Annotated in this window: 28 protein-coding genes; 16 read left to right on the forward strand and 12 right to left on the reverse strand. The window is 72.2% G+C overall.

Annotated features, from left to right (window positions below; translation table 11 throughout):
* The first annotated feature begins 64 nt into the window (after positions 1–64).
* From G3N18_RS06835 to G3N18_RS06845, 3 genes are all read left to right on the forward strand, one after another.
* Positions 65–802 carry a PspA/IM30 family protein gene (locus G3N18_RS06835; protein WP_196383563.1) on the forward strand — a complete coding sequence of 246 codons (738 nt, stop codon included), beginning with the start codon at positions 65–67 and terminating at the stop codon, positions 800–802.
* Between the two features lie 113 nt (positions 803–915).
* A complete protein-coding gene (locus tag G3N18_RS06840) occupies positions 916–1,767 on the forward strand; it encodes an arginase family protein (RefSeq protein ID WP_196383564.1) in 852 nt (283 codons plus the stop codon).
* The gene (locus tag G3N18_RS06845; protein WP_196383565.1) at positions 1,764–2,213 is read left to right on the forward strand and encodes a Fe-S oxidoreductase; all 450 of its coding nucleotides are present in this window, start codon (positions 1,764–1,766) and stop codon (positions 2,211–2,213) included. The genes G3N18_RS06840 and G3N18_RS06845 overlap by 4 nt, the downstream gene beginning before the upstream one ends.
* A gap of 34 nt (positions 2,214–2,247) precedes the next feature.
* On the opposite strand, the gene G3N18_RS06850 is transcribed toward G3N18_RS06845, so the two are convergent.
* The 3 genes from G3N18_RS06850 to G3N18_RS06860 form a co-directional block, all read right to left on the reverse strand.
* Complete coding sequence (locus G3N18_RS06850) at positions 2,248–2,733, reverse strand: SIP domain-containing protein (RefSeq protein WP_196383566.1); 486 nt, start codon at positions 2,731–2,733, stop codon at positions 2,248–2,250.
* 105 nt (positions 2,734–2,838) lie between these two features.
* On the reverse strand, positions 2,839–3,564 hold the full coding sequence (locus tag G3N18_RS06855; RefSeq protein WP_196383567.1) for a tyrosine-protein phosphatase: 726 nt from the start codon (positions 3,562–3,564) through the stop codon (positions 2,839–2,841).
* On the reverse strand, positions 3,561–4,052 hold the full coding sequence (locus G3N18_RS06860) for a carboxymuconolactone decarboxylase family protein (RefSeq protein WP_196383568.1): 492 nt from the start codon (positions 4,050–4,052) through the stop codon (positions 3,561–3,563). The genes G3N18_RS06855 and G3N18_RS06860 overlap by 4 nt, the downstream gene beginning before the upstream one ends.
* 101 nt (positions 4,053–4,153) lie before the next feature.
* On the opposite strand from G3N18_RS06860, the gene G3N18_RS06865 reads away from it, so the two are divergent.
* The 8 genes from G3N18_RS06865 (at position 4,154) to G3N18_RS06900 (ending at position 11,918) form a co-directional block, all read left to right on the forward strand.
* Complete coding sequence (locus tag G3N18_RS06865) at positions 4,154–5,092, forward strand: alpha/beta fold hydrolase (RefSeq protein WP_196383569.1); 939 nt, start codon at positions 4,154–4,156, stop codon at positions 5,090–5,092.
* A gap of 211 nt (positions 5,093–5,303) precedes the next feature.
* Positions 5,304–6,815 carry an ABC transporter substrate-binding protein gene (locus G3N18_RS06870; protein WP_196383570.1) on the forward strand — a complete coding sequence of 504 codons (1,512 nt, stop codon included), beginning with the start codon at positions 5,304–5,306 and terminating at the stop codon, positions 6,813–6,815.
* Between the two features lie 7 nt (positions 6,816–6,822).
* Positions 6,823–7,773, forward strand: coding sequence for an ABC transporter permease (locus G3N18_RS06875; RefSeq protein WP_141381239.1), 951 nt, complete (start codon positions 6,823–6,825; stop codon positions 7,771–7,773).
* Positions 7,773–8,690, forward strand: coding sequence for an ABC transporter permease (locus G3N18_RS06880; protein ID WP_141381240.1), 918 nt, complete (start codon positions 7,773–7,775; stop codon positions 8,688–8,690). Before G3N18_RS06875 ends, G3N18_RS06880 begins: the two co-directional genes overlap by 1 nt.
* Positions 8,687–9,475, forward strand: a complete 789-nt coding sequence (locus G3N18_RS06885; protein ID WP_141381241.1) for an ABC transporter ATP-binding protein — start codon at positions 8,687–8,689, stop codon at positions 9,473–9,475. The genes G3N18_RS06880 and G3N18_RS06885 overlap by 4 nt, the downstream gene beginning before the upstream one ends.
* Positions 9,472–10,341: an ABC transporter ATP-binding protein gene (locus tag G3N18_RS06890; protein WP_196324745.1), complete on the forward strand. Its 870-nt coding sequence runs from the start codon at positions 9,472–9,474 to the stop codon at positions 10,339–10,341. Before G3N18_RS06885 ends, G3N18_RS06890 begins: the two co-directional genes overlap by 4 nt.
* Before the next feature lie 160 nt (positions 10,342–10,501).
* Positions 10,502–11,566, forward strand: a complete 1,065-nt coding sequence (locus G3N18_RS06895; protein ID WP_196383571.1) for a M4 family metallopeptidase — start codon at positions 10,502–10,504, stop codon at positions 11,564–11,566.
* The gene (locus tag G3N18_RS06900) at positions 11,550–11,918 is read left to right on the forward strand and encodes a protealysin inhibitor emfourin (protein ID WP_196324743.1); all 369 of its coding nucleotides are present in this window, start codon (positions 11,550–11,552) and stop codon (positions 11,916–11,918) included. Before G3N18_RS06895 ends, G3N18_RS06900 begins: the two co-directional genes overlap by 17 nt.
* Positions 11,919–11,943: 25 nt before the next feature.
* Here G3N18_RS06900 and G3N18_RS06905 read toward each other — a convergent pair whose 3' ends face one another.
* Genes G3N18_RS06905 through G3N18_RS06915 form a run of 3 tightly spaced genes read right to left on the reverse strand, consistent with a single transcriptional unit; the run spans position 11,944 to position 13,840 of the window.
* On the reverse strand, positions 11,944–12,573 hold the full coding sequence (locus tag G3N18_RS06905; RefSeq protein WP_196383572.1) for a GNAT family N-acetyltransferase: 630 nt from the start codon (positions 12,571–12,573) through the stop codon (positions 11,944–11,946).
* A 5-nt stretch (positions 12,574–12,578) separates the two neighbouring features.
* Complete coding sequence (locus G3N18_RS06910) at positions 12,579–13,316, reverse strand: uracil-DNA glycosylase (RefSeq protein ID WP_196383573.1); 738 nt, start codon at positions 13,314–13,316, stop codon at positions 12,579–12,581.
* The gene (locus G3N18_RS06915; protein WP_196383574.1) at positions 13,316–13,840 is read right to left on the reverse strand and encodes a phosphoribosyltransferase; all 525 of its coding nucleotides are present in this window, start codon (positions 13,838–13,840) and stop codon (positions 13,316–13,318) included. The genes G3N18_RS06910 and G3N18_RS06915 overlap by 1 nt, the downstream gene beginning before the upstream one ends.
* A 36-nt stretch (positions 13,841–13,876) precedes the next feature.
* On the opposite strand from G3N18_RS06915, the gene G3N18_RS06920 reads away from it, so the two are divergent.
* Complete coding sequence (locus tag G3N18_RS06920) at positions 13,877–15,376, forward strand: MFS transporter (RefSeq protein WP_420827083.1); 1,500 nt, start codon at positions 13,877–13,879, stop codon at positions 15,374–15,376.
* A gap of 7 nt (positions 15,377–15,383) precedes the next feature.
* On the opposite strand, the gene G3N18_RS06925 is transcribed toward G3N18_RS06920, so the two are convergent.
* A complete protein-coding gene (locus tag G3N18_RS06925; protein ID WP_196383576.1) occupies positions 15,384–16,163 on the reverse strand; it encodes an SDR family oxidoreductase in 780 nt (259 codons plus the stop codon).
* 146 nt (positions 16,164–16,309) lie between these two features.
* Between G3N18_RS06925 and G3N18_RS06930 the strand changes: the two genes are divergently transcribed.
* Positions 16,310–17,632, forward strand: coding sequence for a bifunctional o-acetylhomoserine/o-acetylserine sulfhydrylase (locus G3N18_RS06930; protein ID WP_196383577.1), 1,323 nt, complete (start codon positions 16,310–16,312; stop codon positions 17,630–17,632).
* 174 nt (positions 17,633–17,806) lie between these two features.
* The gene (gene metX, locus G3N18_RS06935) at positions 17,807–19,009 is read left to right on the forward strand and encodes a homoserine O-acetyltransferase MetX (protein ID WP_196383578.1); all 1,203 of its coding nucleotides are present in this window, start codon (positions 17,807–17,809) and stop codon (positions 19,007–19,009) included.
* A 2-nt stretch (positions 19,010–19,011) separates the two neighbouring features.
* Here the strand turns inward: metX and G3N18_RS06940 are convergent, their stop codons facing one another.
* Genes G3N18_RS06940 through G3N18_RS06955 form a run of 4 tightly spaced genes read right to left on the reverse strand, consistent with a single transcriptional unit; the run spans position 19,012 to position 22,862 of the window.
* Complete coding sequence (locus G3N18_RS06940) at positions 19,012–20,250, reverse strand: MFS transporter (protein WP_338038349.1); 1,239 nt, start codon at positions 20,248–20,250, stop codon at positions 19,012–19,014.
* Between the two features lie 38 nt (positions 20,251–20,288).
* A complete protein-coding gene (locus tag G3N18_RS06945; RefSeq protein WP_196383579.1) occupies positions 20,289–20,657 on the reverse strand; it encodes a thiamine-binding protein in 369 nt (122 codons plus the stop codon).
* A gap of 45 nt (positions 20,658–20,702) precedes the next feature.
* Positions 20,703–21,935, reverse strand: coding sequence for a hypothetical protein (locus G3N18_RS06950; protein ID WP_338038350.1), 1,233 nt, complete (start codon positions 21,933–21,935; stop codon positions 20,703–20,705).
* Positions 21,936–21,980: 45 nt separating this feature from the next.
* Complete coding sequence (locus G3N18_RS06955) at positions 21,981–22,862, reverse strand: ADP-dependent NAD(P)H-hydrate dehydratase (RefSeq protein WP_196383580.1); 882 nt, start codon at positions 22,860–22,862, stop codon at positions 21,981–21,983.
* Positions 22,863–22,904: 42 nt separating this feature from the next.
* Between G3N18_RS06955 and G3N18_RS06960 the strand changes: the two genes are divergently transcribed.
* Positions 22,905–23,984, forward strand: a complete 1,080-nt coding sequence (locus tag G3N18_RS06960) for an oxidoreductase (RefSeq protein ID WP_196383581.1) — start codon at positions 22,905–22,907, stop codon at positions 23,982–23,984.
* A 33-nt stretch (positions 23,985–24,017) separates the two neighbouring features.
* On the opposite strand, the gene G3N18_RS06965 is transcribed toward G3N18_RS06960, so the two are convergent.
* Positions 24,018–24,656: a TetR family transcriptional regulator gene (locus tag G3N18_RS06965; protein ID WP_196383582.1), complete on the reverse strand. Its 639-nt coding sequence runs from the start codon at positions 24,654–24,656 to the stop codon at positions 24,018–24,020.
* A gap of 129 nt (positions 24,657–24,785) precedes the next feature.
* Here G3N18_RS06965 and G3N18_RS06970 point away from each other — a divergent pair.
* Positions 24,786–25,863: MMPL family transporter (locus G3N18_RS06970; protein ID WP_196383583.1), on the forward strand; the 1,078-nt coding region annotated here is incomplete at its 3' end.

Consider the following 25,863-nt stretch of genomic DNA (forward strand, 5'->3'; position numbering starts at 1 on the left):
ACCCAGGCATCCTCGACCCTCGACTCCACCGACACCCGCAGTTCCCGCTAGGAAAGGAAAACCGATGGCAAAGCAGTCCATCTTCGGCCGCATCTCGACGCTCGTGAAGGCGAACGTCAACGCCATGCTCGACTCCGCCGAAGACCCGCAGAAGATGCTCGACCAGCTCGTCCGCGACTACACCAACAACATCGCCGACGCCGAGTCGGCCATCGCCGAGACGATCGGCAACCTGCGCCTGCTCGAGCGCGACCACGAAGAAGACGTCAAGGCGGCCGCTGAGTGGGGCAACAAGGCGCTCGCGGCGAGCCGCAAGGCCGACGAGCTGCGCAGCGCCGGCAACACGACCGACGCCGACAAGTTCGACAACCTCGCCAAGATCGCGCTGCAGCGCCAGATCAGCGAGGAGAACGAGGCGAAGGCCCTCGCTCCCTCGATCGCCGCGCAGACCGAGGTCGTCGACAAGCTCAAGGACGGCCTCAACGGCATGAAGCAGAAGCTCGTCGAGCTGAAGTCGAAGGCCTCGGAGCTCGTTGCCCGCCAGAAGAGCGCCGAGGCGCAGAACAAGGTGCACGACGCGGTCCGCTCGATCGACGTCATGGACCCGACGAGCGAGATCGGCCGCTTCGAAGACAAGGTGCGCCGGCAAGAGGCGCTCGCCGCGGGCAAGGCCGAGATCGCGGCGTCGAGCCTCGACGCGCAGTTCAACCAGCTCGAAGACGTGGGCGAGCTCACCGAGGTCGAGGCGCGCCTGGCAGCGCTGAAGACCGGCGGTTCGTCGGCCGCGGCGATCGAGCGCTGACCCACGCTCACGCCCGAGAAACCCTTTCGGCGCCGAGAAACCACCGCACGCGTGGTTTCTCGGCGCCGCCGTGGTTTCCCGCCGTGGCGTCCGCGAGGCGAGAGGATGACACCATGACCCGATTCGTTGTCGTGCCGCAGTGGCAGGGCTCGCCCGCCGCGCGGGCAATGCACCTCGTCGACGGTGCCGAGGCGATCGCCGGCGACCTGCCGCGCGCCCGCACCGTGCGCGTCGAGGTGCCGCCGTCGGCGGGCGAATCGCTCGACACCGGCATCCGCCGCTTCTCCACGCTCGCGCGGGTGGAGATCGCCGTCACCGAAGCGCTCGCGATGGAGGGCGTGGATGCCTCGGGCGCGGCCGGCCACGAACCCGCGATCGTCGTCGGGGGCGACTGCGGTGTCGCGGTGCCCGCGATCGCGCACGCCGCGGCGACGCACGAGGGTCTCGCCGTCGTGTGGTTCGACGCACACGGCGACCTGCACTCCCCCGCGACCTCGCCCTCGGGCGCCTTCGCGGGCATGGCGCTGCGCGCCGTGTTCGACGATCTGCCGCTGCCCGCATCGCGTACCGAGCCCGGCACGGTGCCCGCCGAGCGGGTGTTCCTCGCGGGAGCGCGCGAGCTCGACGACGCCGAGAGCGACCTGCTGCGACGGGGTGCGCCGATGCACCTGGAGCCCGCCGATCTGACCGCCCCGGCGGCGCTCGCCGACGCGGTCACGGCGTCGGGGGCGACCGCGCTCTACATCCACGTCGACCTCGACGTGCTCGACCCCGCCGTGATCACGGGCGTCGCCCTGCCGGTGCCGTTCGGCCTGTCGCTCGAGCAGCTCGTCGCGGCGATCGCGGCGGTGCGTGCGCGGGTTCCCCTGGTGGGAGGGTCGATCGCGGGCTTCGCCCCCGCGTCGGCGGGCGCCGCCGTCGACGACCTCGGCACGATCCTGCGGGTCGTCGGGGCGCTCGCGTGATCGCGCGTCCCCCGGCGGGCTGGCGGCAGCGGGCCGAGCGCTCCGTCGCGCGCGGCGAGGCGTTGGATGCCTGGATTCCGCCCGTGCTGCTCGATTCGCCGATCAGTCTGCTCGGCTACGCGTGGGGCACGATGGTCGGCTGGGTGTGGGGCGCACTCTGGTCGACGGGCCGTGTCACGCGTCGCGCCGGGCTGTGGGTGTTCACCGGGCTGCCGGGCTGGGCGTTCGGGCGCGGCGGCGTGTGCGTCGGCGGGTGCTATCTCACGGGATCGGCGCCGGTCACCGACACGGTGCTGCGGCACGAGGCCGTGCATGCGCGGCAGTGGCGGCGCTACGGCTTTCTTATGCCGCTGCTGTATCTCGTCGCCGGCCGCGACCCGCTGACCAACCGGTTCGAGATCATGGCCGGACTCGAAGACGGCAACTACGTGCCGCGCGGCAGCTGAACCCCGGCGCGAAGCCGGCGGCAGGTGCGAGCCGTCAGCGCGAGACGGCCAGCCCGAAGCGCTCGGGAGTCTCGACCGCGGCCGCCTCGATGCCGAGGGCGCCGGTCAGGTGGTCGAAGATGTCGGCCGTGCCGAGGAAGCCGCCGAGCAGGTGGATGCGGGTGCCGCCCGCGCACGTGTCGTCGGCGCAGAGCATCTCGTCGGACCACGCCGTCACGGCGCGTGCGAGCGCCTGCCCCGGGGTGCACGAACGGCCTGTTCCCGGGTCGCCCGTGCGCTGCGAGCGGTCGAGCCACGTCACGATCATGCGCGCCGGCACGGCGAGGTCGAAGATGTACGAGTCGTCGGGCACCTCGACGAACACCCGGCCGGTCGAGCAGATCGGCAGGGTCGCGATGAGGGTCTCGAGCTCGACGAGCGAGGTCTCGTCGGCAGTGATGAGCTGTTGCACGCGCGCATGACGGGATGCCTTGCAGGCGGTGGCGTCGTGGGCGACGGCGTGCTCGGTCAGCGCGGTCATGATGATTCCATTATACGCCTTGTTTAGGCCAGCCTTACCTGTGCCGTTGCCCGGTATCCGTCGCCCCGGCATCCGTCACCGCGGCATCCGTCACTGCGGCATCCGTCACGCATCGGCGACGAGCACGCGGCGCAGTTCCGCGAGCTCGTCGTCGCCGACGCCCTGGGCGCGCAGGTAGTCGGCGGGCGACCCGAAGCGCAGATCGAGCTCGTCGAGAAGGCCCCGCATCACGGGTGCGGGCGAGCGGGTAGCGAGCTCGTCGAGGTGACGGGCCTCGGCGTGCAGGCGGCGCAGGTGCGCGAGCACGCGCGCGTTCCGCTCGGGGGGCAGCAGCCCTTCGGTGCGGGCATAGTCGGCGACGACGGCCTCGCGCGCCACCCCGACCGCGGCGAGCATGAGGGCCACCGAGACGCCCGTGCGGTCTTTGCCGACCGTGCAGTGCACGAGCACGGGTTGGGTCTCGATCACGGCCCGCACGACCTCGACCAGGCGCGGCGCACCGGTGTCGACGAGCGCGCGGTACATCTCGGCGAGCGGCACGTCGTCGACGAAGAACGAGGCCGCCGACCCGAGAAAGAGGGGCGCGCGGAGCGTCTCGATGTCGAGGCCGTCGAGGCGGCTCGGTTCGAACGCGACCTCGTCGTCGGCGCGCAGATCGACGATGCGGCGCACGCCGAGCTCGCCGAGCGCCCCGCGGCCGGCCGGCGACAGGCGGGCGAGGTTGCCGGAGCGGAACAGCACGCCGCTGCGGGTGCGTCCCCCGTCTGCGGGGAGCCCTCCGACATCACGGAAGTTCAGCGCACCGTCGACCGCGACGCCCGCACGCGTCATGACGGAGCGCTCGCGGCCCGCTCCCCCCGCCGCGGCGGCACGGGGTATTTGCCCGCGATCGTGATGCGGTTGAACGCGTTGATCGAGACGAGCAGCCAGCTGAGCGCGACGTACTCCTGCTCGCTGAGGATGCCGCCGACGTGGTCGTACAGCTCGTCGGAGACCCCCTCTTCGTGGATGTAGACGTAGGCCTCGGCGAGTTCGAGCGCAGCGCGCTCCCGCGCCGTGAAGACGCCCGACTCGCGCCAGGTCGCGAGCTGGGCGATCTCGTCGGCGGTGAGCCCTGCGGCCACTCCGCGGTCGACATGCACGCGCACGCAATAGGCGCAGCCGTTGAGCTGCGAGGTGTGGATGAGCGCGATCTCTTTCAGCCGGTCGTCGATGCCGGCCTCGGCGGCGAGGGTGCCGACCGTCTGCGCGAACGCCTCGAGCGCGTCGTACGCGGGCCGGGCCGAACGGGACAGGTGCACGCGTCGCTCCGTGGTCATGCGCCCAGCCTATTGCGCCCGCGCCGCGCACTTCCGAAGGGCGGTCTCAGGATTTCACCGGGCAGCGCCCGCACGGCCCGGGCGTGCACCACAATGGCGGGATGGATGCCGAGTTCCCCTATCTCTCCGCGCAGGCCGCCGAACTCGGTGTCGCCGCACCGCCCGCCCGCCGTCTCACCCACACGCTGCCGGACGGCCGCATCGTCAGCGCTCTGCAGTACGGCGATGCCGTCTTGGGCACCTTCCCCTCGCCCGTCGTGACCTTTCTGCACGGCGCGGGCCTGAACGCGCACACGTGGGACACGACCGTGCTCGCGCTGGGCCTGCCCGCCCTCGCAATCGACCTGCCCGGGCACGGCGACTCGTCGTGGCGACCCGACGCCGCATACGTGGGCCCCGCCCTCGCCGCCGACATCGCCCCCGCGCTCGCGGAGTGGACGGATGCCCCGCAAGTGCTCGTCGGCCAGTCGCTCGGCGGACTCACCGCCGCTGCCCTCGCGGCCACGCATCCCGAGCTCGTCCGGGCACTCGTGATCGTCGAGATCACCCCCGGCATCGACCCGAACGGCGACGCCGCGCAGATCGGAGCGTTCTTCGCGGGGCCCACCGACTGGGCGAGCCGCGACGAGCTCGTCGACCGCGCCCTCGCCTTCGGGCTCGGCGGCACGCGCGAGGCGGCGACGCGGGGCGTCTTCCAGAACTCCCGCGTGCGGCCCGACGGCCGGGTGGAGTGGAAGCACCATTTCGCGCACCTCGCGAACGCCCTCGCCGCCGACCCCGCCGCCGCGGCGAGCGCCGAGGCGCAGCAGCAGGCGATCCGCGGCGCGCTGCCGGCCTCCGGCTGGGACGACCTCGCCGCGGTCACCGTGCCGATCACGCTCGTGCGCGGCGAGCGCGGCTTCGTCACCGAGGGCGACGCGGCCGACTTCGTGGCGCGCGTGCCGCAGGCATCCGTCCTCACGGTGCCTTCGGGTCACAACGTGCAGGAGGAGCTGCCGGCCCCGCTCGCGGCTCTCGTCTTCGACATCGCCGATGCGTGAGCGGACCGGCCGTCCGGCGAGCGAGAACGCGCGATTCGGCGACCCGTGCGACGGGGCGCGACGAACCGTGTGACAGATCGTGACCGACGCCGCGGCCGATCATGACCGGGGCACCGCGCCGGGAGCCTAGGCTGTAAGGCGCACTCGAGTCTGCGGACCGGCGCCCACAGCATATTCGCGCCCGTCCGCCCTGCGAAAGGAACCCCCTCACATGCTTCGCCGCACCACCGTCGCTGCTGCCGCGCTCCTCGCGGCCGGCGCCCTGCTGCTCAGCGCCTGCACCGGCGGCACGTCGCCGTCGCCCACCTCGTCGGGCGGGTCCGCCGACCCGGATGCCTCGATCGCGGTGCGCCTCGTCGCCGAGCCCGGCAACCTCGACATCCGCGAGACCGCGGGCGCCGCGCTCGACCAGATCCTGATCGACAACGTGTACCAGGGCCTCGTCTCGCGCACCCCCGACCAGGAGATCGTCGACACCCTGGCATCCAGCCACGACGTCTCGGCCGACGGCCTCACCTACACCTTCACCCTGCGCGAGGGCGTCACCTTCCACAACGGCGAGGAGCTCACCCCCGCCGACGTCGTGTGGTCGCTGCAGCAGGTCAAGGACAACGCCTCGTACCGCGACTCGGCGCGCCTCGAGCGCGTCAGCTCGATCGCCGCGAACGGGCAGGACATCGTGCTGACCCTCAGCGAGCCCGACTCGACGCTGCTGTGGAACCTCACCGGCCGCGCCGGGCTCGTTTTCAAAGAGGGCGACACGACCGACCGCAAGACGGCCGCCAACGGCACCGGCCCCTACGCCCTCGCCGACTGGAAGCAGGGCGACTCGATCACCCTGAAGCGCAACGACGCCTACTGGGGCGACAAGGCGAAGGCGGCCGAGGTCGTGCTCGACTTCATCCCCGACACGCAGGCCGCACTCAGCGGCGCGCTCGCGGGCGAGCTCGACGTGCTGACCGGGTTCGACGCGAACCTCAAGGACCAGGTCGAGGCGAACGGCGACTTCGCGCTCGTGCTCGGCAAGTCGACCGACAAGGGCGTGCTCGCGATGAACTCGACGAAGGGGCCGCTCGCCGACAAGCGCGTGCGCCAGGCGATCCGTCAGGCCATCGACAAGGAGTCGATCGTCGCGGCGCTCGGCGCCGGACAGACGCAGTACGGTCCGATCCCCGAGCTCGACCCCGGCTACGAGGACCTCGAGTCGACGGCGCCGTTCGACCCGGCCGCAGCCAAGAAGCTCCTCGCCGAGGCGGGCGCCGAGGACATCACGCTGAACCTCACGATCCCCGCGTTCTACGGCTCGACCGTGTCGCAGATCCTCGTGTCGAATCTGCACGACGTCGGCATCACGCTGAAGGTCGACAACGTGGAGTTCCCCACCTGGATCAGCGACGTCTACACGAACAAGGACTACGAGCTGAGCTTCGTGCTGCACACCGAGGCCCGCGACTTCGAGAACTGGGCGAACCCCGACTACTACTTCACCTACGACAACCCGAAGGTGCAGGACCTCTACGCGCAGTCGACGCGTGCCACCGACCCCGACACGTCGGCCGACCTGCTGAAGCAGGCCGCGAGGATCGTGGCCGAGGACCAGGCCGCCGACTGGCTGTACAACGGGGCATCCGTCGTCGCCGTCGGCACCGACATCACCGGCTTCCCGTCGGTCAACGTCAACGAGCGCTTGAACCTGGCCGAGCTGGCCACGTCTCAGAGCTAGCAGACGGGTGATCCGCTACGCGCTGACGCGGCTGGCCCTGCTGCTGCTGGGCCTGTTCGTCGCCAGTGCGCTCATCTTCATGACCCTGCGGGTTCTCCCCGGCGATGTGGCCCAGCTCATCGCCGGGGTGAACTCCACCCCCGACCAGGTCGCCGCCATCCGCGACCGGCTGGGCCTCGACGACCCGCTGCCGGTGCAGTACGCCGCGTGGATCGGCGGGGTGCTGCAGGGAGACCTCGGCTCGTCGCTGCTCACCGGATCGTCCGTCGCCGACGAGCTCGTGCAGAAGGGGCAGGTCACGATCCCGCTCGGTCTCATGGCGATGACGATCGCGATGCTCGTCGCGTTGCCGTTCGGCGTGATCTCGGCGATGCGCCGCGGCCACGCCGACGGCACCGCGCTGAACGTCACCGCGCAGACCCTCGCCGCCGTGCCGGTCGTCTGGGCGGGCATGATGCTCGTCGTCGTCTTCGCGGTGTGGCTCGGCTGGCTGCCCGCGCAGGGATTCCCGCGCAGCGGGTGGTCGGACCCCGGCCTCGCGTTCCGCTCGCTGCTGCTCCCCGCGATCACCATCGGCGTGATCGAGGGCGCGATGCTCATGCGCTTCGTCCGCTCGGCGACGCTGCAGGCGACGGGGCAGGACTTCGTGCGCACCGCCGCCGCGAAGGGGCTCACCCGTAATCAGGCGCTCGTGCGGCACGGCCTGCCCACCGTGGGGCTGTCGATCATCACGGTGCTCGGTCTGCAGGTGGCCGGCATCATCGTCGGCTCCGTCGTGATCGAGCAGCTGTTCAGCCTGCCCGGCATCGGACGGATGCTCGTCGCCGATGTCGGCAACCGCGACCTGCCCAAGGTGCAGGGCGAGCTGCTCGTGCTCACCGGGTTCGTGCTGGTCGTCGGGTTCGTCGTCGACCTCGTGCACCGGGTCATCGACCCGCGGCAGCGGGAGGCGGAGTGATGGTCCGGCGGCGCGCGCAGACCGGTCGCACCGGCGACCGTCCCTCGTGGTTCGCGCGGCTCTGGTCGCTGTCGACGGGCCGGTTCGGCATCATCGTCGTGGCCGTGACCGCGCTCACCGCGCTCGTCGCACGGTTCTGGACGCCGTTCGACCCGCAGCGGGTCGACGTCGCCAATCGTTGGGATGCCCCGGGCATCCCGCACCTGCTCGGCACCGACGGATCGGGGCGCGACATCCTCAGCCTCCTCATGGCCGGAGCGCGCACCACCGTGTGGGTCGCGCTCGGCGCCGGCGTCGTGGCGACCCTCCTCGGGCTGCTGCTCGCGGCGCTCGGCGCGCTGACCACCCGGTGGGTGCGCGAGTCGGTCGCGGTGCTCGTCGACATCCTGATCGCCTTCCCGGTGCTCCTCATCGCGATGATGCTGTCGTCTGTGTGGGGCGGCTCGCTCTGGGTCGTGATCGTGTCGGTCGGCATCGGCTTCGGCGTGAACATCGCCCGCGTCACGCGGCCCGAGCTCCGCCGCGTGCTGCACAGCGACTTCGTGCTGGCGGGGCGCGCGTCGGGCCTCACGCCCGTGCAGAACCTGTGGCGGCACCTGCTGCCGAACGTCGCACCGGTGTTCATCGTGCAGCTGTCGTGGGGCATGGCCGTGGCGGTGCTCGCCGAGGCGGGCCTCAGCTACCTCGGCTTCGGCGCGCCGGCGACCGAGCCGAGCTGGGGGCTCCTCCTGAAAGACCTGCAGACCTACATCTCGGTGCATCCGCTCACCGTCGTCTGGCCGGGGCTCGCGATCACGCTGACGGTGCTCGGTCTCAACCTGCTGGGCGACGGACTGCGCGAGGCGACCGACCCGACCCTCTCGCGCCGCACCCGCACGACCCGCTCCGACATCCCGCAGCCGGCGGTGGTCTCGTGAGTCTCGAGGTGCGCGATCTCGTGGTCGAGCTGGACGGGAGCCGCGTCGTCGACGGGGTCTCGTTCGACGTGCCCGACGGCGCGCGAGTCGGGCTCATCGGCGAGTCGGGATCGGGCAAGTCGCTCACCGCGCTCGCGATCCTCGGACTCCTGCCCGAGGGCGCGACGGCCTCGGGGAGCGTGCGGTGGGACGGCCGCGAGCTGATCGGACTGCCCGACCGCGAGCTGGCGACCCTCCGCGGCGACGAGATCGGCATCGTCTTCCAAGAGCCGCGCACCGCCCTCAACCCCGTGCGCACCGTCGGACGGCAGATCGGCGAGTCGATCCGCATCCACGAGGGCGCCTCGCGGCGCGAGGCATCCCGCCGCGCCGTCGCCGAGGCCGCGCGGGTGCGCCTGCCCGACCCCGAGCAGATCGTGAAGCGCTATCCGCACCAGCTCTCCGGCGGACAGCGGCAGCGGGTCGCGATCGCGATGGCGCTCGCCTGCCGGCCGCGCCTGCTCATCGCCGACGAGCCGACCACCGCGCTCGACGTGACGATCCAGGCCGAGATCCTCGACCTGCTGAACGGTCTCGTCGCGCGGGACGGCATGTCGCTCGTGTTCATCACGCACGACCTGGCCGTGCTCTCGCAGGTCGCGACCCACGCCGTCGTGCTCGACGAGGGACGCGTCATCGAGCACGGACCGCTGTCGCGCCTGCTCACCGCCCCCGCCTCACCGATCACGCAGGGGCTGCTGCGCGACGCGACCGCGACGCTCTGGAAGCCGGGAGGCCTCGCATGACGCCCGACGTGGAGCCCGTCGAGCCGGTCGGGCCCGGCGGCCTTGGCGACTCGGGGTTCGACGACGTGCTCGTCCGGGGGCGCGGACTCGGGCGCACGTTCCGCCAGCGCGGCACCGGTCTGTTCGAGCGTTCCCGCACGACGACGGCCCTCGACGACGCCGACATCGATGTGCGCACGGGCTCGGCGCTGGGCATCATCGGCGAGTCGGGGTCGGGCAAGTCGACGCTCGTCCGCATCCTGCTGGGGCTCGACGCCCCGACCTCGGGCACCGTCACCTTCGACGGCCGACCGGTCGACGCGCGCGCCGGCGCCCGCTCGCTGCACTGGCTGCGACGCGAGACCGGGATCGTGTTCCAAGACCCGTACGCGTCGCTCGACCCGCGCATGAGCATCGGCCGGATCGTCGGCGAGCCGCTGTGGGCGCTCGGCGTGCTCACGCCGGGCGCGGAGCGGCGCGCGCGCGTGCGCGAGGTGCTGGAGGACGTGGGCCTCGAGGCGGAGATGGCGACCCGCTACCCGCACGAGTTCTCCGGCGGTCAGCGGCAGCGGATCGCCCTCGCCCGGGCGATCGTGCACCGGCCGCGCCTGCTCGTCGGCGACGAACCGCTCTCGGCGCTCGATGTCACAGTGCGGGCGCAGGTGCTCGAGCTCCTGCGCGACCTGCGCCGCACGCAGGGGTTCACGCTCGTGATGGTGTCGCACGACATCGGTGTCGTGCAGAGCCTCTGCGACGAGGTGATCGTGATGAAGGACGGCCGCATCGTCGAGGAGGGGCCGACCGAGAAGGTGCTGCTCGCGCCGCAGGTCGCGTACACGCGGCGGCTGCTGGCATCCATCCCGGTCATCGGCCCCTCGCAGACCTGAACCGCCCCGTCGGGCGCCGCGTGGCGCCCCCAGTCGTCGGACCGGTGGGGCTGGATTCGTCTCGTGAGGCCGACACGCGCACGGCAGCCCCACCGGTCCTGCGACCGAGCCGGCGACGAGGTCGGGGCCGGTGTCGGAGGGTGGGGCGTAGGGTGACGCCATGCACGCGATCGTCCCTCCCTACCTGCTGGCCCGGCTCGCCGACGCCGAGTCGCCGCACCTCGCCGGCGCCGCCGAGGCCGCGCGGGCGACCCTCGCCGCGCCCCGCCCCTACCACCGGGGCCGCACCCGCGCGAACCTCGACGTGTCGGTCGAGGGCGACGCCCTGGTCGTCGAGGGGTCACCGGCGCCGGACCGGGTGATCTCCGACGCGCAGCACCGCGAACAGCTGCCCGGGGTGCGCGTGCGCGGCGATGACGATCCCGCCACCGGCGACGCCGCGGTCGACGAGGCCTTCGACGGCCTCGGCGAGACGTTCGACTTCTTCTGGGATGCCGTCGCCCGGGCATCCATCGACGGCGTCGGCGGCACGCTCGCGGCCACCGTGCACTACGGCGAGAAGTACGACAACGCGTTCTGGAACGGCGAGCGGATGGTGTTCGGCGACGGCGACGGCGAGGTGTTCACGGGGTTCACCGACTCGATCAGCGTCATCGCGCACGAGCTCGGCCACGGCGTCGTGGAGCACTCCGGCGGCCTCGAGTACTCCGGGCAGTCGGGGGCGCTCAACGAGTCGGTCGCCGACGTGTTCGGCGCCCTCACCGAGCAGCACGTGCGCGGCCAGACCGCGGCGGAGGCGTCGTGGCTGATCGGCGCGGGCATCTTCACCCCGGCGGTGCAGGGCGTGGCGCTGCGGTCGATGAAGGCGCCCGGCACCGCGTACGACGACGACGTGCTCGGCCGCGACCCGCAGCCCGCGCACATGCGCGACTACGTCGAGACCACCGAGGACAACGGGGGCGTGCACATCAACTCGGGCATCCCGAACAAGGCGTTCCACCTCGTCGCGGTCGCGCTCGGCGGCCACGCCTGGGAGCGGGCGGGCCGCATCTGGTACCTCACGGTGACGGGCGGCTCGCTGCCCCACACCGCCGACTTCGCCCGGTTCGCCGAGGCGACCGCACAGGTCGCCGCCGCGGAGTACGGTGAGGACTCGGAGGAGGCCGCCGCCGTGCGCACCGCGTGGAGCGCCGTCGGCGTGACGAACGGTGGCAGAGGGAACTGACCGGCAACGCACGGAGGACGATGCCCCGGGCGACGAGCCCACCGTCGCCGTGAGGGTCGTGCGCTCGGGCGGATTCGCGGGGCTTCGCCGCACGTGGGCGGTCGACGTGGATGCCGCGGACGCCGGCCCCTGGATCGCGCTCGTCGAGGCCTGCCCGTGGGATGACTGCGGTTCGGCGTCGGCGAGTTCGGCGTCGAACCCTCGCGGCGCCGACCGGTTCTCGTATCGCCTGTCGGCGCGGGTGCGCGGCGCGGAGCGTCAGGCCGACCTCGCCGAGTCGGACGCCGTCGGCCCCTGGCGCACGCTGATCGACGCGGTGCGCTCGGCCTCCGCGCGCGAGGCCTCGGACTGATCCAGACGGCGCCGCCTGGATCCGGTCAGCGCTCCTCGGCCGGGCGGCGCCCGAACAGTCCGCGCTTGCGCTTCACCGGCTTCAGCTGCTTCTGCAGGTAGATCGTGCCGAGCCAGCGGCCGAACTTGAACCCCACGCGGCCCATCCGGCCGACCTCGACGAAGCCGAGCTTCTCGTGCAGCGCGATCGACGATTCGGCGCCCTTGTCGCTGATCACCGCGACCATCTGGTGGATGCCCGCCGCCTCGCTCGCCGCGATGAGCGCCTCGAGCAGTGCGCGGCCGAGGCCCTTCCCCGTCGCCGCCTGCCCGAGGTAGATCGAGTTCTCGACGCTGTAGCGGTACGCCGACTTCGACGACATGGGCTGCACGAGCGCGTAGCCGAGCACCTGGCCCGACGGCGACTGTGCGACGAGGAACGGCATGCCGAGCCTGCGCAGGTGCGCGACCTTCTCGCGCCACTGCGCGAGGGTCCACTTCTTCTCGTCGAAGGTGACGACGGAGTTCGTCACGTAGTGGTTGTAGATCTCCCGGATGTCGGGGACGTCCGCGTCGCGGACCGGGCGGATCTCGTAGGAGAACGGGCGCTCGTTCTCGGCGCGGCGCAGGTGCGCCGGCAGCCGCCGACGCGTCTTCTCGTACTCCTCCTCCAGCATGCGCGTCAGCCTACGCCGCCGGCATCGGTGCCATCCGCAGCGGCGATGCCGCCGGCATCCACGTGCCAGTCGACCTCGGGCGCGCCCTGCTCGACGAGCAGCGCGTTCGCCCGCGAGAACGGCCGCGAGCCGAAGAAACCGCGGCTCGCCGAGAGGGGCGACGGATGCGCCGACTCGACGATCGGGGTGTCGCCGAGCAGCGGCCGAAGGTTCGCGGCATCCCGCCCCCACAGGATCGCGACGAGCGGGGCGTCGCGCGCGACGAGCGTGCGGATCGCGTGCTCGGTGACCTTCTCCCACCCCCACCCGCGGTGCGAGGCGGGGGCGCCGGGCGCCACGGTCAGCACGCGGTTGAGCAGCATGACCCCCTGATCGCTCCACGCCGACAGGTCGCCGTGGGCGGCGGGCGCGATGCCGAGGTCGTCGTTCAGCTCGCGATAGATGTTGCCGAGGCTCCGCGGCAGGGGCCGCACGTGACGGTCGACGGCGAACGACAGGCCGATCGGATGCCCCGGCGTCGGGTAGGGGTCCTGCCCCACGATGAGCACCTTCACCTCGGCGAGGGGCCGGGCGAACGCCCGAAGCACCCGGTCGCCGGCGGGCAGGTAGTGCCGACCTGCGGCCGTCTCGGCGCGGAGCCGCTCGCCGAGGGCGGCGATGTCGGGGGCGACCGGTTCGAGCGCCGCCGCCCAGCCGGGGTCGATCAGACCCGCGGCCGACAGCTCGTCGAGGGTCATCGCCATCAGGCGCTGGCCTCGTCGGGCGACACCCCGGCATCCTCTTCGACGACCGTGCCGCGCGCCGACCAGGGAAAGTCGATCCATCGGTCGGTCTCGCGCCACGAGTAGTCGGGCGAGGCGATCGAGCCGGGCTTGGTGTAGATGCACACCGAGCGCACCTGCGCCCCGGCATCCATGAGCATCTGCACCGCGAGCGCGAGCGTGCGCCCGCTGTCGGCGACGTCGTCGACGAGCAGCACGCGCTTGCCGGGCAGGTAGCCGAGGTCGAGGTCGGGCGGCAGCAGCGCCGGGGCCTCGAGCACGGTGCCGATGCCGGTGTAGAACTCGACGTTGAGGGCGCCGCAGCTCTTCACCCCGAGGCCGTAGGCGATGGCCCCGGCGGGCAGCAGGCCGCCCCGTGCGATCGCGACGACCACCTCGGGCGCGAACCCGTCCCGGGTGATGGCGCGCGACAGTGCGCGGGTGGCGTCACCGAAGCCGCTCCAGGTGAGGATCTCGCGGTCCGGGGCCTCGTCTTCATGCGTCACTGTTCCAACCTAGACCGCCCGCGGGCGACCCATATACTGAGCGCCGTGCCACAGACGCCGACACCGAGTTCCCTCTCCACTGCGACTGCGTCGCTGCGCTCCTCGGCCGTGGGGGTGACGGCGGCCCTCATCGGGTGGTTCGTGCTCGTCGAGTTCGTCAGCGGCATCTTGCAGGGCTTCTACGTGCCCCTGTTCAGCGACATCGTCGTGTCGCTCGGCATCCACGATTCCGACGTCAACTGGTTCGAGGCGGCGCAACTGCTGCTGTCGGCCCTCGTCGTGCCGGTGCTCGCCAAGCTCGGCGACATGTACGGCCACAAGCGCATCCTGCTGATCGCGGCGATCCTCACCGCGGGTGCGTCGTGGTGGCTCGCGTTCGCGACGTCGTTCTGGTCGTTTCTGGCCGCGTGGGCGCTGCAGGGCTTTTACGTCGTGTGGCTGCCGCTCGAGATCGCGCTCATCTTCGAGCGCGGTCGACGGCGGCAGCACGGCGTCTCCACGACCCGGCGCGCGGCGGGTCTGCTCGTCGTCGGCCTGCAGGCCGGGGCGATCGTCGGCGCCCTCGCCGCCGGGCGCATCTTCGCGGCGACCGCCGACCTCACCACGACGATGATCGTGCCCGCCGTCGCGGTGACCCTGATCGCCGTCGTGATCTGGCTGTTCGTGCCCGAATCGACGCCCGAGCAGGGCCGCACGCTCGACACGTGGGGCTTCGTCATCCTCGCGTGGGGGCTGCTGCTCGTGACCGGCGGCCTCGCCTGGATGCGCATGATCGGCGAGCTGCACCTGGGCCCGGCGGCTTGGTGGTGGGTCATCGCGCTCGTCGCGGCCGGCATCGCGGTGTTCGTGTGGTTCGTGCGCTACGAGCTGGCGCAGGAAGACCCCGCGATCGACATCCGTGTGCTCCGCCGCCCCGAGATGTGGCCCGTGCAGGCGACGGCGTTCCTCGTCGGCATCAGCCTGCTCGGCGCGCAGGGCCCGCTGTCGACCTACGCCGGCACCGACCGCTCTCTCGGGTACGGCCTGGGGCTCGATGCCACCGAGCGCTCGTACCTCATCGGCATCTACCTGGTCTCGCTCATCATCGGCGCGGTGCTGTTCGCGGTGACCTCGCGCAAGGCGAACCCGCGCGTCGTGCTGATCGTGGCGGCGCTGCTGGTCGGCATCGGCTACGCGCTCTTCCTGCCGTTCCACCTCGAGCTCTGGCAGGTGCTGCTGAACCTGTCGATCGCCGGCCTCGGCTGCGGCGCGCTCGTCGGAGCGCTCCCCGCCGCGGCGGCCGCAGCCGCACCCACAAGTCAGACCGGCATCGCCTCGGCGCTGACGAACACGACGAAGACCATCGGCGGCACGTTCTCGTCGGCGGTGTTCGGGGTCGTGCTCGCCGCCGGCACCGGCGCGGTGGCGAGCCAGACCGCGGCGTCGCTCGGCGGCTATCTCACGGTGTGGGCGATCTGCGCGGCCGGCGGATTCCTCGCCGCGCTGCTGCTGTTCTTCGTGCCCCGCGTCGCGTTCGCCGACGCGCCCGCCGCCTGAGCCAGGCTCAGTCGCGCGGGCGCAGCTCGCCGCGCGCGAGCAGGTGCTGCGCCGACTGCGCGACGGGTCGCATCGTCACGAGGTCGAGATTCACGTGGCCGGGCGCGTTCAGCGCGTACGCGATCACGTCGGCCACGTCGGACGCCACGAGCGGGCTCTCCACGCCGTCGTAGACCCGCTCGGCCGAGGCGCGGTCGCCGCCGAGACGGTTGAGGGTGAACTCGGGCGTGTGCACCATGCCCGGCGCGACCTCGGTGACGCGGATCGGCTCGCCGTTCAGCTCGAGCCGCAGCGCGTGCACGAGCATCGCCTCGCCCGCCTTCGCCGCGTTGTAGCCCGCGCCGCCGGGGTAGGCCGTCTGCGCGGCGGTCGAGGTGACGTACAGCGTGTCGGCGTGGCCGCCGCCGGCGCGGATGCCGTCACGCAGCAGCGGCAGCAGCGCCGCCGTCACGAGCTGCGTCGAGAGCACGTTGGCCTCGAACATCCACCGCCAATCCTCCGGCGATCCGTCTTCGACGCGGTCGGTGCCGCGCGCCCCTCCCGCGACGTGCACGAGGGCGTGCACATCGCCGGTGGATGCCACGTGGGCGGCGAGCGCCGCGACGTCGGCCTCGCTCGTGAGATCGGCGGCGAACGAGCGCGAGCCGACCTCGGCATCCAGCGCCGCGAGCCGTTCGGCGCGGCGTGCGACGCCGAGGACGTCCCACCCGCTCGCGCGGAGCGCGCGCACCACCGCCTCGCCAATCCCCGAACTGGCCCCGGTCACCACTGCGCGCCTCGTCGTCATGGCCCCACGCTACCCGCCTCGCCGGGCGCCGCGATTGTGACGTCACATGTCCCGACCGTTGTTGACAGCGGGGGCGGAAACGTACTCTCGGTCGTGGCCCCGGCATCCGCCGCCGACCACCACCCGAAAACCCGCAGGAGACCGACATGTCCGCACCCGAGAGCTGGCGCTTCGAGACCACGCAGATCCACGCCGGCGCGGCGCCCGACCCGGTCACCAAGGCGCGCGCCACCCCGATCTACCAGACGACGTCGTACGTGTTCGACAACGCCGACCACGCCGCGAACCTCTTCGCCCTCGCCGAGTTCGGCAACATCTACACCCGCATCCAGAACCCCACGCAGGATGTCGTCGAGCAGCGCGTCGCCGCGCTCGAGGGCGGCACGGGTGCGCTGCTGGTCGCCTCGGGCCAGGCGGCCGAGACCTTCGCGGTGCTGAACATCGCGCAAGCGGGCGACCACATCGTCTCGTCGTCGTCGATCTACGGCGGCACGTACAACCTCTTCAAGTACACGCTCGCCAAGCTCGGCATCGACGTGACGTTCGTCGAGAACCAGGACGACGCCGAGGAGTGGCGCCGCGCCGTGCAGCCGAACACGAAGCTCTTCTTCGCCGAGACGATCGGCAACCCGAAGATCAACGTGCTCGACATCCGCACCGTCGCCGACGTCGCCCACGAGGCGGGCGTGCCCCTCATCGTCGACAACACGATCGCGACGCCGTACCTCATCCGCCCGTTCGAGCACGGCGCCGACATCGTCGTGCACTCGGCGACGAAGTTCCTCGGCGGCCACGGCACCGTGATCGGCGGCGTCATCGTCGACGGCGGCACCTTCCCGTGGACCGAGCACGCCGAGCGCTTCCCCGGCCTCACCACACCCGACCCCTCGTACCACGGCGCCGTGTACACGCAGGCGGTCGGCGACCCGCTCGCCTACGTCATCAAGGCGCGCGTGCAGCTGCTGCGCGACCTGGGCGCCGCCATCTCGCCGCAGAGCGCGTGGCTGCTCATCCAGGGCATCGAGACGCTGTCGCTCCGCATCGAGCGCCACGTGCAGAACGCGCAGGAGATCGCCGAGTGGCTCGAGAACCACGACGACATCGCCTCGGTCAACTACTCGGGGCTGCCGACCTCGCCGTGGTACGCCGCGGCGAACCGCTATGCGCCCAAGGGCGTCGGCGCGGTGCTGTCGTTCGAGCTCAAGGGCGGCGTCGAGGCGGGCCGTGAGTTCGTCAACTCGCTGAGCCTGTTCAGCCACCTGGCGAACATCGGCGACGTGCGCTCGCTCGTCATCCACCCGGCCTCGACCACGCACTCGCAGCTCACGCCCGAGCAGCAGCTCACCGCCGGCGTCACGCCCGGCCTCGTGCGCCTGTCGGTCGGTCTCGAGAACGTCGAAGATCTGAAGGCCGACCTCGAACAGGCCCTCGCCGCCGCGCGCAAGGTCTCGGAGGCCGCCCGCGCCTGAGCCGCGCTCGTCCGGGCATCCGCCCCGCTCCGCCCGCGGCGGTCACAAGCCCCGCAGATAGCCACGAACTCCGCACCCGATCGCGCGATCAGGTGCGGAGTTCGTGCGTTCCTGCGGAGTTCGTGACGCGTAACACACGGGTGCGGCACGCGCGCACCCACGAGAATGGATGCCATGGACTGGCAGACCTCTGAAGACACGGTGCCGTCGGCGCCGATCTCCGAGGCCGACGCGCGCCTGCTGCGCGCGCGCCCGCCGGCGAGTGGGGCCTGGCGCGACGGCGACCCCGCGGGCGGGCGACGCTTCGCTCCGCTCGGGGCGTTCCGCACCGAGAACGGTCAGGGGCTCCCCTTCGCGCGGCTCGCGTACGAGACGTGGGGCGAGCTGAACCCGGCCGCCGACAACGCGGTGCTCGTGCTGCACGCCCTCACGGGCGACAGTCACGTGCGTGGTGAGGCGGGCCCGGGGCATCCGACCGACGGCTGGTGGGGCGAGGTGATCGGACCGGGAGCCGCGATCGACACCGACCGCTGGTTCGTCGTCGCCCCGAACATGCTGGGCGGATGCCAGGGTTCGACCGGCCCCGCCTCGATCGGCCCCGACGGGCGCGAATGGGGGCCGCGCTTTCCGTATCTCACGGTGCGCGACCAGGTGGCGGCGCAGGCCCTGCTGGCCGACGGTCTCGGCATCGAGCGGTGGGCGGCCGTCATCGGCGGCTCGATGGGCGGCATGCACGCTCTGGAGTGGGGCGTCGGGCTGCCGGATCGCGTCGAGCGCCTCGCGGTGCTGGCGGCTCCCCCGACGACGACCGCCGACCAGATCGCGCTCAACTCGGTGCAGCTCGAGGCCCTCCGCATCGACCCGCGCTTCGCGGGCGGCGACTACTACGACGCGGCCGACGGCGAGGGTCCGCACCGCGGCCTCGCGTTGGCGCGGCGCATGGCGCTGCTGAACTACCGCAGCCCGACCGAGCTCAATCTGCGCTTTCAGCGGTCGTGGCAGTCGGGCGTGAGCCCGCTCGGCGGCGGCGGCAGGTTCGCCGTGGAGAGCTACCTCGACTTCCACGGCAACAAGTTCACCCGCCGGTTCGATGCGAACAGCTACCTGACCCTCGTCGAGGCGATGAACTCGCACGACGTGGGTCGGGGTCGGGGCGGCGTCGAAGACGCGCTGGCGCAGGTCACGGCCCGCACGCTCGTGCTCGGCATCGACAGCGACCGGCTGTTCCCGGTCGACGGGCAGGAGCGCATCTTCCGCGGCATCCGTTCGACGATCGACGACGACACGGTCGTGCTCTCGAGCGACTTCGGCCACGACGGCTTCCTCATAGAGACCGCCGCCGCCGGCGCGCACCTGCGCCGCCTGCTCGAGAGCTGACGCTACGCGAGAACCGCCGCCGGTCGCCGCGCGTCGGCGCGAAAGCTCGCGAGTGCGATGACGAGCCCCGCGGCGGCGAGCGCCGCGCCCACCCACACCGGGGCGACGAACCCGAACCCGGCGGCGATGACGGCGCCGCCGAGCGCGGCCCCGGTCGCGTTGCCGATGTTGAGGGCCGAGTGGTTGAGGGCCGCGGCGATCGACTGGTTGTCGCCGGCGACGTCCATGAGGCGCGTCTGGATCGACGGGCTCAGCACCGACGAGACCACGCCGACCGCGAAGACGAACACCACGAGCGTGACGATCCAGCCGCACGTGAGGGCGAGCAGCACCTGCACGATCGCGAGCACACCGAGGCCCCGCAGGAGCGTGCGGCGCAGGTCGCGGTCGGCGAGCCGGCCGCCCAGCAGGTTGCCGATCGTCATGCCGACGCCCATCACGACGAGCACGATCGGCACGACCCAGGCGGGGCTGCCAGCCACCTCGGTCACGATCGAGGCGATGTAGCTGTAGGCGGCGAAGAAGCCGCCGAAGCCGATCGCGCCGATGCCGAGCGTCAGCCACACCTGCGGAATGCGGAAGACGCCGAGCTCTGCGCGCAGCGTGCGCCCGGGGTCGCCGGCGTGCGCGGGCACGAAGAAGGCGATGAGCACCGCCGCGAGGGCGAAGATCGCCGCGACGATCATGAACGCGACGCGCCAGCCGAAGTGCTGGCCGAGGCCGGTGCCGAGCGGCACCCCCACGACGTTCGCGAGCGTGAGACCGGTGAGCACGAACGCGACGCCCTGCGCGCGTTTGCCCGGGCCGAGCACGTCGGATGCCACGAGGGCGCCGATCCCGAAGTACGCGCCGTGGGGCAGGCCGGAGAGAAAGCGCGAGACGGCGACGAGTTCGAACGTCGGCATGACGACGGTGAGCGCGTTGAAGAGGGCGAGCGCCGCGGCGAGGGCGAGCATGACGCGGTGCCGCGGGTATTTGGCGACGGATGCCGCGATCGTCGGCGCCCCGACGACGACGCCGAGCGCGTACAACGAGATGAGCCAGCCGGTCTGCGCGATCGCGGCGTCGGGGTCGGTCGCAGAGAGGGCGGGCAGCAGGTCGGCGGAGATCTGCGGCAGCAGGCCCATCACGACGAACTCGGTCATGCCGATGCCGAACGAGCCGATCGCGAGCGAGAGGAGCGCGAGCCTCGCCGTGCCAGGCGATCCGCTCGAGACTGTCGAACGGGTCGCGGAGGTCACCGGGCAATGCTACCGGCGCCTCGAACCCCCGAGGGCCGCTACGAGTCGGTCGGCTGAATCGATTCGATCGCCTGCTCGAGGCGTTCGATCTTGCCGTCGATCTCGCCGGTGCGTCCGGGCCGGATGTCGGCCTTCAACACGAGCGAGACCCGCGAACCGAAGGGCATGACGGCCTCCGTCGCCGCCTTGACGACGGCGAACACCTCGTCCCACTCCCCCTCGACCTCGGTGAACATCGACGTGGTGCGGTGCGGCAGGCCCGAGGCGCGCACGACCCGCACGGCGGCGGCCACCGCGTCGTGCACCGAGCCGTCGGCGCTCTCGGCGGCCGCTGCGGCTTCGTCGAGGCCGGCGCGCGCCGGGTCGCTGGGGGCGCCGGAGGGGGCGACGGAGAAGGCGATGAGCATGGTGACCTCCAGAGGTCGGGTCGGATGGATGCCGGGCGGGATCGTTCAGGCGGATGCCTCGGCGGCGGCGACCTCGACGTGCTGCCGCCTGCGTGCGGGTGCCGGCAGCCGGGCGACCCGCACGACCATCCAGACGAACAGGGCGCTCGTGACGAGGTTCCGGAGGGTCAGCACCGTGACGGCGACCGGCTCGGGGGTGAGGATGCCGGCGTACAGCAGCGGGTAGACGAGCTGCGTCAGCGCGGCGGCGACGAGCGCGAGCGCGGCGGGCCCCGCCCATACGCGCCGCTGCACGACGATGCCGATGACGACCGACGGCACGAGCCAGGCGAGGTACTGCGGCGAGCCGACCTTGTTGAACACGATGAAGCCGAGCACGAGGGCGAGGGAGAGCGGGGGGAACAACGCCGCGAACGAGACGCCGCGCACCGCCTTGACGACGCCGAGACCCGCGACGGCGGCCATGGCGAGAGCGAGGGCGGGGGTCATCACCGCGATCACCGCGTCGACCGCGGTGCCGGTGACCTGGAAGGTGAGGAGGTCGAACGAGTACGCCACCGAGAAGCCGGGGCGCCCGAGCAGCACGCCCCACAGATAGGGGGTCGCGATGGGCGCCTCGACCTGCAGACCGCGGGTGGTCTGCTCGCCGACGAACCCGAACGCGTAACCCGCACCGCCCGCGAGCGCGACGGCGCCGAGTGTGAGCACGGTGACGACGACGGCTCCGCCGATGATCGCGCCGCGGCGGCGCACGGCGATGACGGCGGCGGCCAGCAGCGCCGCGGGCCACACCTTGATCCACGCGGCGACGGCGAGCAGCATCGACGCCGCCCACGGCCGGCCCACGAGCCACAGGCATCCGACGATCGCGAGCGCGACGGTCACCGCCTCGAGCCGATAGAGCCCGACGGGGCCGAGCAGCAGGATGTAGGCGAGCCACAACCAGGCCGCCGTGCGACGAGAGATCGAGGTCGCCCGCCCCACGAGCACGGCGAACGCCGCGGCATCCACGAGGGTCACGAAGATCGCCCACCCGACGGTGTAGCCGGCGATCGGGGCGAAGGCGTGGGCGAGCACCATCGGCACGAGGGCGAGTTGCGGGTAGACCCACGCCTCGGTGATGCCGACGATGCCGCGGCCGTCGAGCGCCTGCAGCGACCACGGTTCGTAGACGCGGTAGACATCGCCCATCGGCTCGTTCGGAAAAGCGAAGCCGAGCCAGGCGACGAGCACATGCACGAACGCGAAGGCGATCCACAGCGCAGTCCGACGGGGCACCACCCCATCCTAGAGAGGCGCGTGTCGGGCGGGCGGAGCGCGGTGTCAGCGGTGCAGCAGCGCTCCGATGACGGATGCCACGGCCTCGGCGACGTCGAGCGCGGTGATCGGTCCCCCCGCGCGCGCCTCCGATGCGGCCGCGGCGGCCCGGCCGTGCACGAAGGCCGCCGTCGCGGCGAGCGCACCGAGCGCCTCGACGTCGAGCGCGCTGGCCTCTTCTCCTGCTTCCGCCGCCCCCGCCGCTCCCGCGACGAGCGCGCCGAGGATGCCGCCGAGCACGTCACCGGTACCCGCCGTCGCGAGCCAGGGCGTCGGGCTCGTCACCGTGCGGGCGACACCCGCAGGGGTCGCGACGACCGTGCGCGCGCCTTTCAGCAGCACGGTCACGCCGAGGGCGCGCGCGGTGTCGACGGCGGCGGCGGTGCGGTCGACGCCCGGCTCGGTCAGGTCGACAGCGGGAAGCCCGGCGGCATCGCGCAGCCGCGCGAGCTCGCGATCGTGCGGCGTGACGACGACGGGCGCACGCCACGGTGCGCCGCCGGGCGCGTCTGCGACGAGATCGAGCGCCCCCGCATCGACGACGACCGGCACCTCCCCCGCGAGCAGGTCGCGGAGGGCGCGCGTCTCGGCGGCGCGGCGCTCCGAGGCATCCGTGCCCGATCCGATGAGCCACGCCTGCACGCGGCCGTCCGCCGTCACCGTCTCGGGGCGGCGGGCGAGTACGAGCGCGGTGGGGCGTTCGGGGCCGAGGTAGCGCACCATGCCGAGGCCCGTGCGGTGGGCGGCCTCGACGCCGAGCACCGCGGCGCCCGGGTAGCGCTCCGACCCGGTTCGCACGCCGAGCACGCCCCGGGAATACTTGTCGTCCGAGGCCGTTGGCATCCTCAGAACGCCCGCCGCGTGCTCCGCCGTCCACTCGAGCGCCATGGCGTCACCCTACCCCCGCCCGTCCCCGTCGAAAGGCCCCCGATGAGCCTGCTGTTCACGCCGATCGAGCTCGGCGGGCTGACCGCCCGCAACCGCCTGTGGGTCGCACCGATGTGCCAGTACTCCGCCGCAGACGGCGTGCCGAACGACTGGCACCACGTGCACCTCGCGCAGTTCGCCTCGGGTGGGGCCGGCGTCGTCATCGCCGAGGCGACCGCGGTGCTGCCCGAAGGGCGCATCTCGCCCGAAGACGTGGGCCTCTGGAACGACGCGCAGCGGGATGCCTGGGCCCCCATCGCGGCCGCGATCGCCGCCCGCGGCGCCGTCCCCGGCATCCAGCTCGCGCACGCCGGCCGCAAGGCGTCGACCTGGTCGCCGCTCACCGGCAAACGCGGAACGGTGCCGGCGTCGGACGGCGGCTGGCAGACGGTGGCCCCGTCCGCGATCGCCTTCGAGGGGTTCGACGAGCCCGTCGCGCTCGACGCCGCGGGCATCGACGCGGTGGTGGATGCCTTCGCCGCGGCCGCGGCGCGGGCCGTCGCCGCGGGGTTCGCGCTGCTCGAGGTGCACGCCGCGCACGGCTACCTGCTGCACCAGTTCCTCTCCCCGCTGTCGAACACGCGCACCGACGAGTACGGCGGCTCGCTGGAGAACCGCGCCCGGCTGCTGCTGCGCGTCGTCGACGCGGTGCGGGAGGCGGCGCCGAGCGCGGCCCTGACCGTGCGCTTCTCGGCGAGCGACTGGGCCGACGGCGGCTGGGACGCCGCACAGACCGCGGTCGTCGCCGGGTGGGCGGCCGAGCGCGGCGCGGTGTTCTTCGACATCTCCAGCGGCGGTCTCGTCGCCCACCAGCGGATCGTCACCGGCCCGGGCTACCAGGTCGCCCTCGCTGCCGAGGTGCGCTCGGGGGCGGGCGTCGCCGTCGGCGCGGTCGGCGAGATCACCTCGGGTCCGCAGGCGGAGGAGATCCTCGTCGCCGGCGAAGCCGACGTCATCCTCGCGGGGCGCGAGTGGCTGCGCGACCCGCATTTCGCGTTGCGCGCGGCTACCGAACTCGGCGACCCCGCGGCGGCGCCGTGGCCGCCGCAGTACGTGCGCGCGCAGCCGCGCACTGCGCGCTGAGGGCGGGCGGGGCACCGCCGGTCGAGCGGTCGGTCAGCCGACGGCGCGGGGGTTCTCGACCAGCACGCCGACCAGGCGCTCGAGACGATCGTTCATCCGCTCCGTGATCTCTTCGCTCGATCGACCCTCGATCGTGGCGCGCGCACACGTGTCGTCTGAGACGTCGACGAGCAGCTGCGCGGCTTCAGCGACCGGCAGGCGCAGGCGCAAGCCGTAGGCATCCACGACGTGCAAGATGATGCCCTCGACCCGTGAGCGCATCGCGCCCTGCCACGCCAGATAAGCCGCCGCGAGCGACGGGTCGCGGAGCGCCTGGGTGCGGATCTCGCTGATCAGCTGCGGCTCCAGGCGCTCGCCGAGCGAAGCACCCGAGACCTGACGCACGAGGTCGCTCATGTCGGTCACGGCGTCGGGGGCGAGCCCCTGCACACGCACCGCCACTTCATCGAGCTTCTCTTCGGCGAGCTGGGTGATGAGCGCGAGGAAGAGCTCGTTCTTCGACTCGAAGTTCGAGTAGAACGCGCCCCGGGTGAAGCCGGCGCGCTCGCAGATCATCTCGACCGACGCGGCATCCATGCCGACCTCGGCGAACACCTCATGAGCGGCGTCGAGCAGGCGCGCGCGCGTCTGTTCGCGGCGACGGCTGCCGGCGCGGCTGGTCACATCGGTCACGGCGCCTCCTCTTCGGTCATTTTCACATCGACTCCCCAGACTTGCACGGGCCGACGCTCTTAGGATACATCTATGTATCGGATACAGCGCTGTATCGAACTCTTCTGAACCCTCTCTCTCGGAGCGCCCGTGTCCACACTTCTATACTCCCTCGGCCGCTGGTCCTACCGTCACCCGTGGCGAGTGCTCGTCGGCTGGCTGCTGCTGCTCGCGGTCGTCGGCGGCTCGGTCGGCGTCGGCATGGCCACCGGCGGCATCAAGGGCTTCGACAACTCGTTCTCGATCCCCGGCACCGAGGGCGAAGAGGGACTGAAGATCCTCAACCGGACCTTCCCTCAGGCGAGCGGCACGAGCGCGCAGTTCGTCATCGTCGCCGCCCCCGGCGACAGCATCGAAGACGAGCCCTACCGGGGCGAGATCGGCACGGCCGTCTCGAGCCTCGGCACACTCGACGGGGTGCTCGCCGTCACCGATCCGTTCGGCGACACCGTGAGCGGCATGGTGTCGGACGACGGCCAAGCGGCGCTCATCCGCCTGCAGTTCGAAGGCACCGTGACCGATGTGCCGGCCTCGACCAAGACCGCCCTCGAAGACGAATCGACGTCGCTGCGGGCGGCCCTTCCCGAAGGATCGCAGGTCGCGGTCGGAGGCGACCTGTTCTCGACGTCGCTGCCCGCGCTCTCGATCGTCGAGGTGATCGGCGTGCTCGTCGCACTGTTCGTGCTGATCGTCACCTTCCGCTCGCTCGTCGTCGCGTGGTTCCCGCTCGTGAGCGCCCTGATCGGCGTCGCGCTCGCGATCACGCTGATCTTCCTCTCCACCGCCTTCGCGACCGTCTCGTCGACGACCCCCATGCTCGCGATCATGCTGGGGCTCGCGGTCGGCATCGACTACGCCCTGTTCATCGTGGCGCGACATCAAGACCAGGTGCGCGCCGGCACCGACCCCGAAGAGTCGGCGGCCCGCGCCACCGGCACCGCCGGATCGGCCGTCGTCTTCGCCGGCGTCACGGTGCTCATCGCACTGATCGGCCTCGGCTTCGCCGGGATCCCGTTCCTCACCACGATGGGGATCGCGGCCGCGGCCGCCGTCGCCGTCGCCGTGCTCGTCGCGATCACCCTCACCCCGGCCCTCCTCGGGTTCGCGAAGGCCCGCGTCGCCGGCTGGGGCTACGGCCTCTCGCGCGGCGTCGCCGTGCGCCGCCGCC

This window comes from Microbacterium paulum, assembly GCF_015707995.1.
Lineage (GTDB): Bacteria > Actinomycetota > Actinomycetes > Actinomycetales > Microbacteriaceae > Microbacterium > Microbacterium paulum.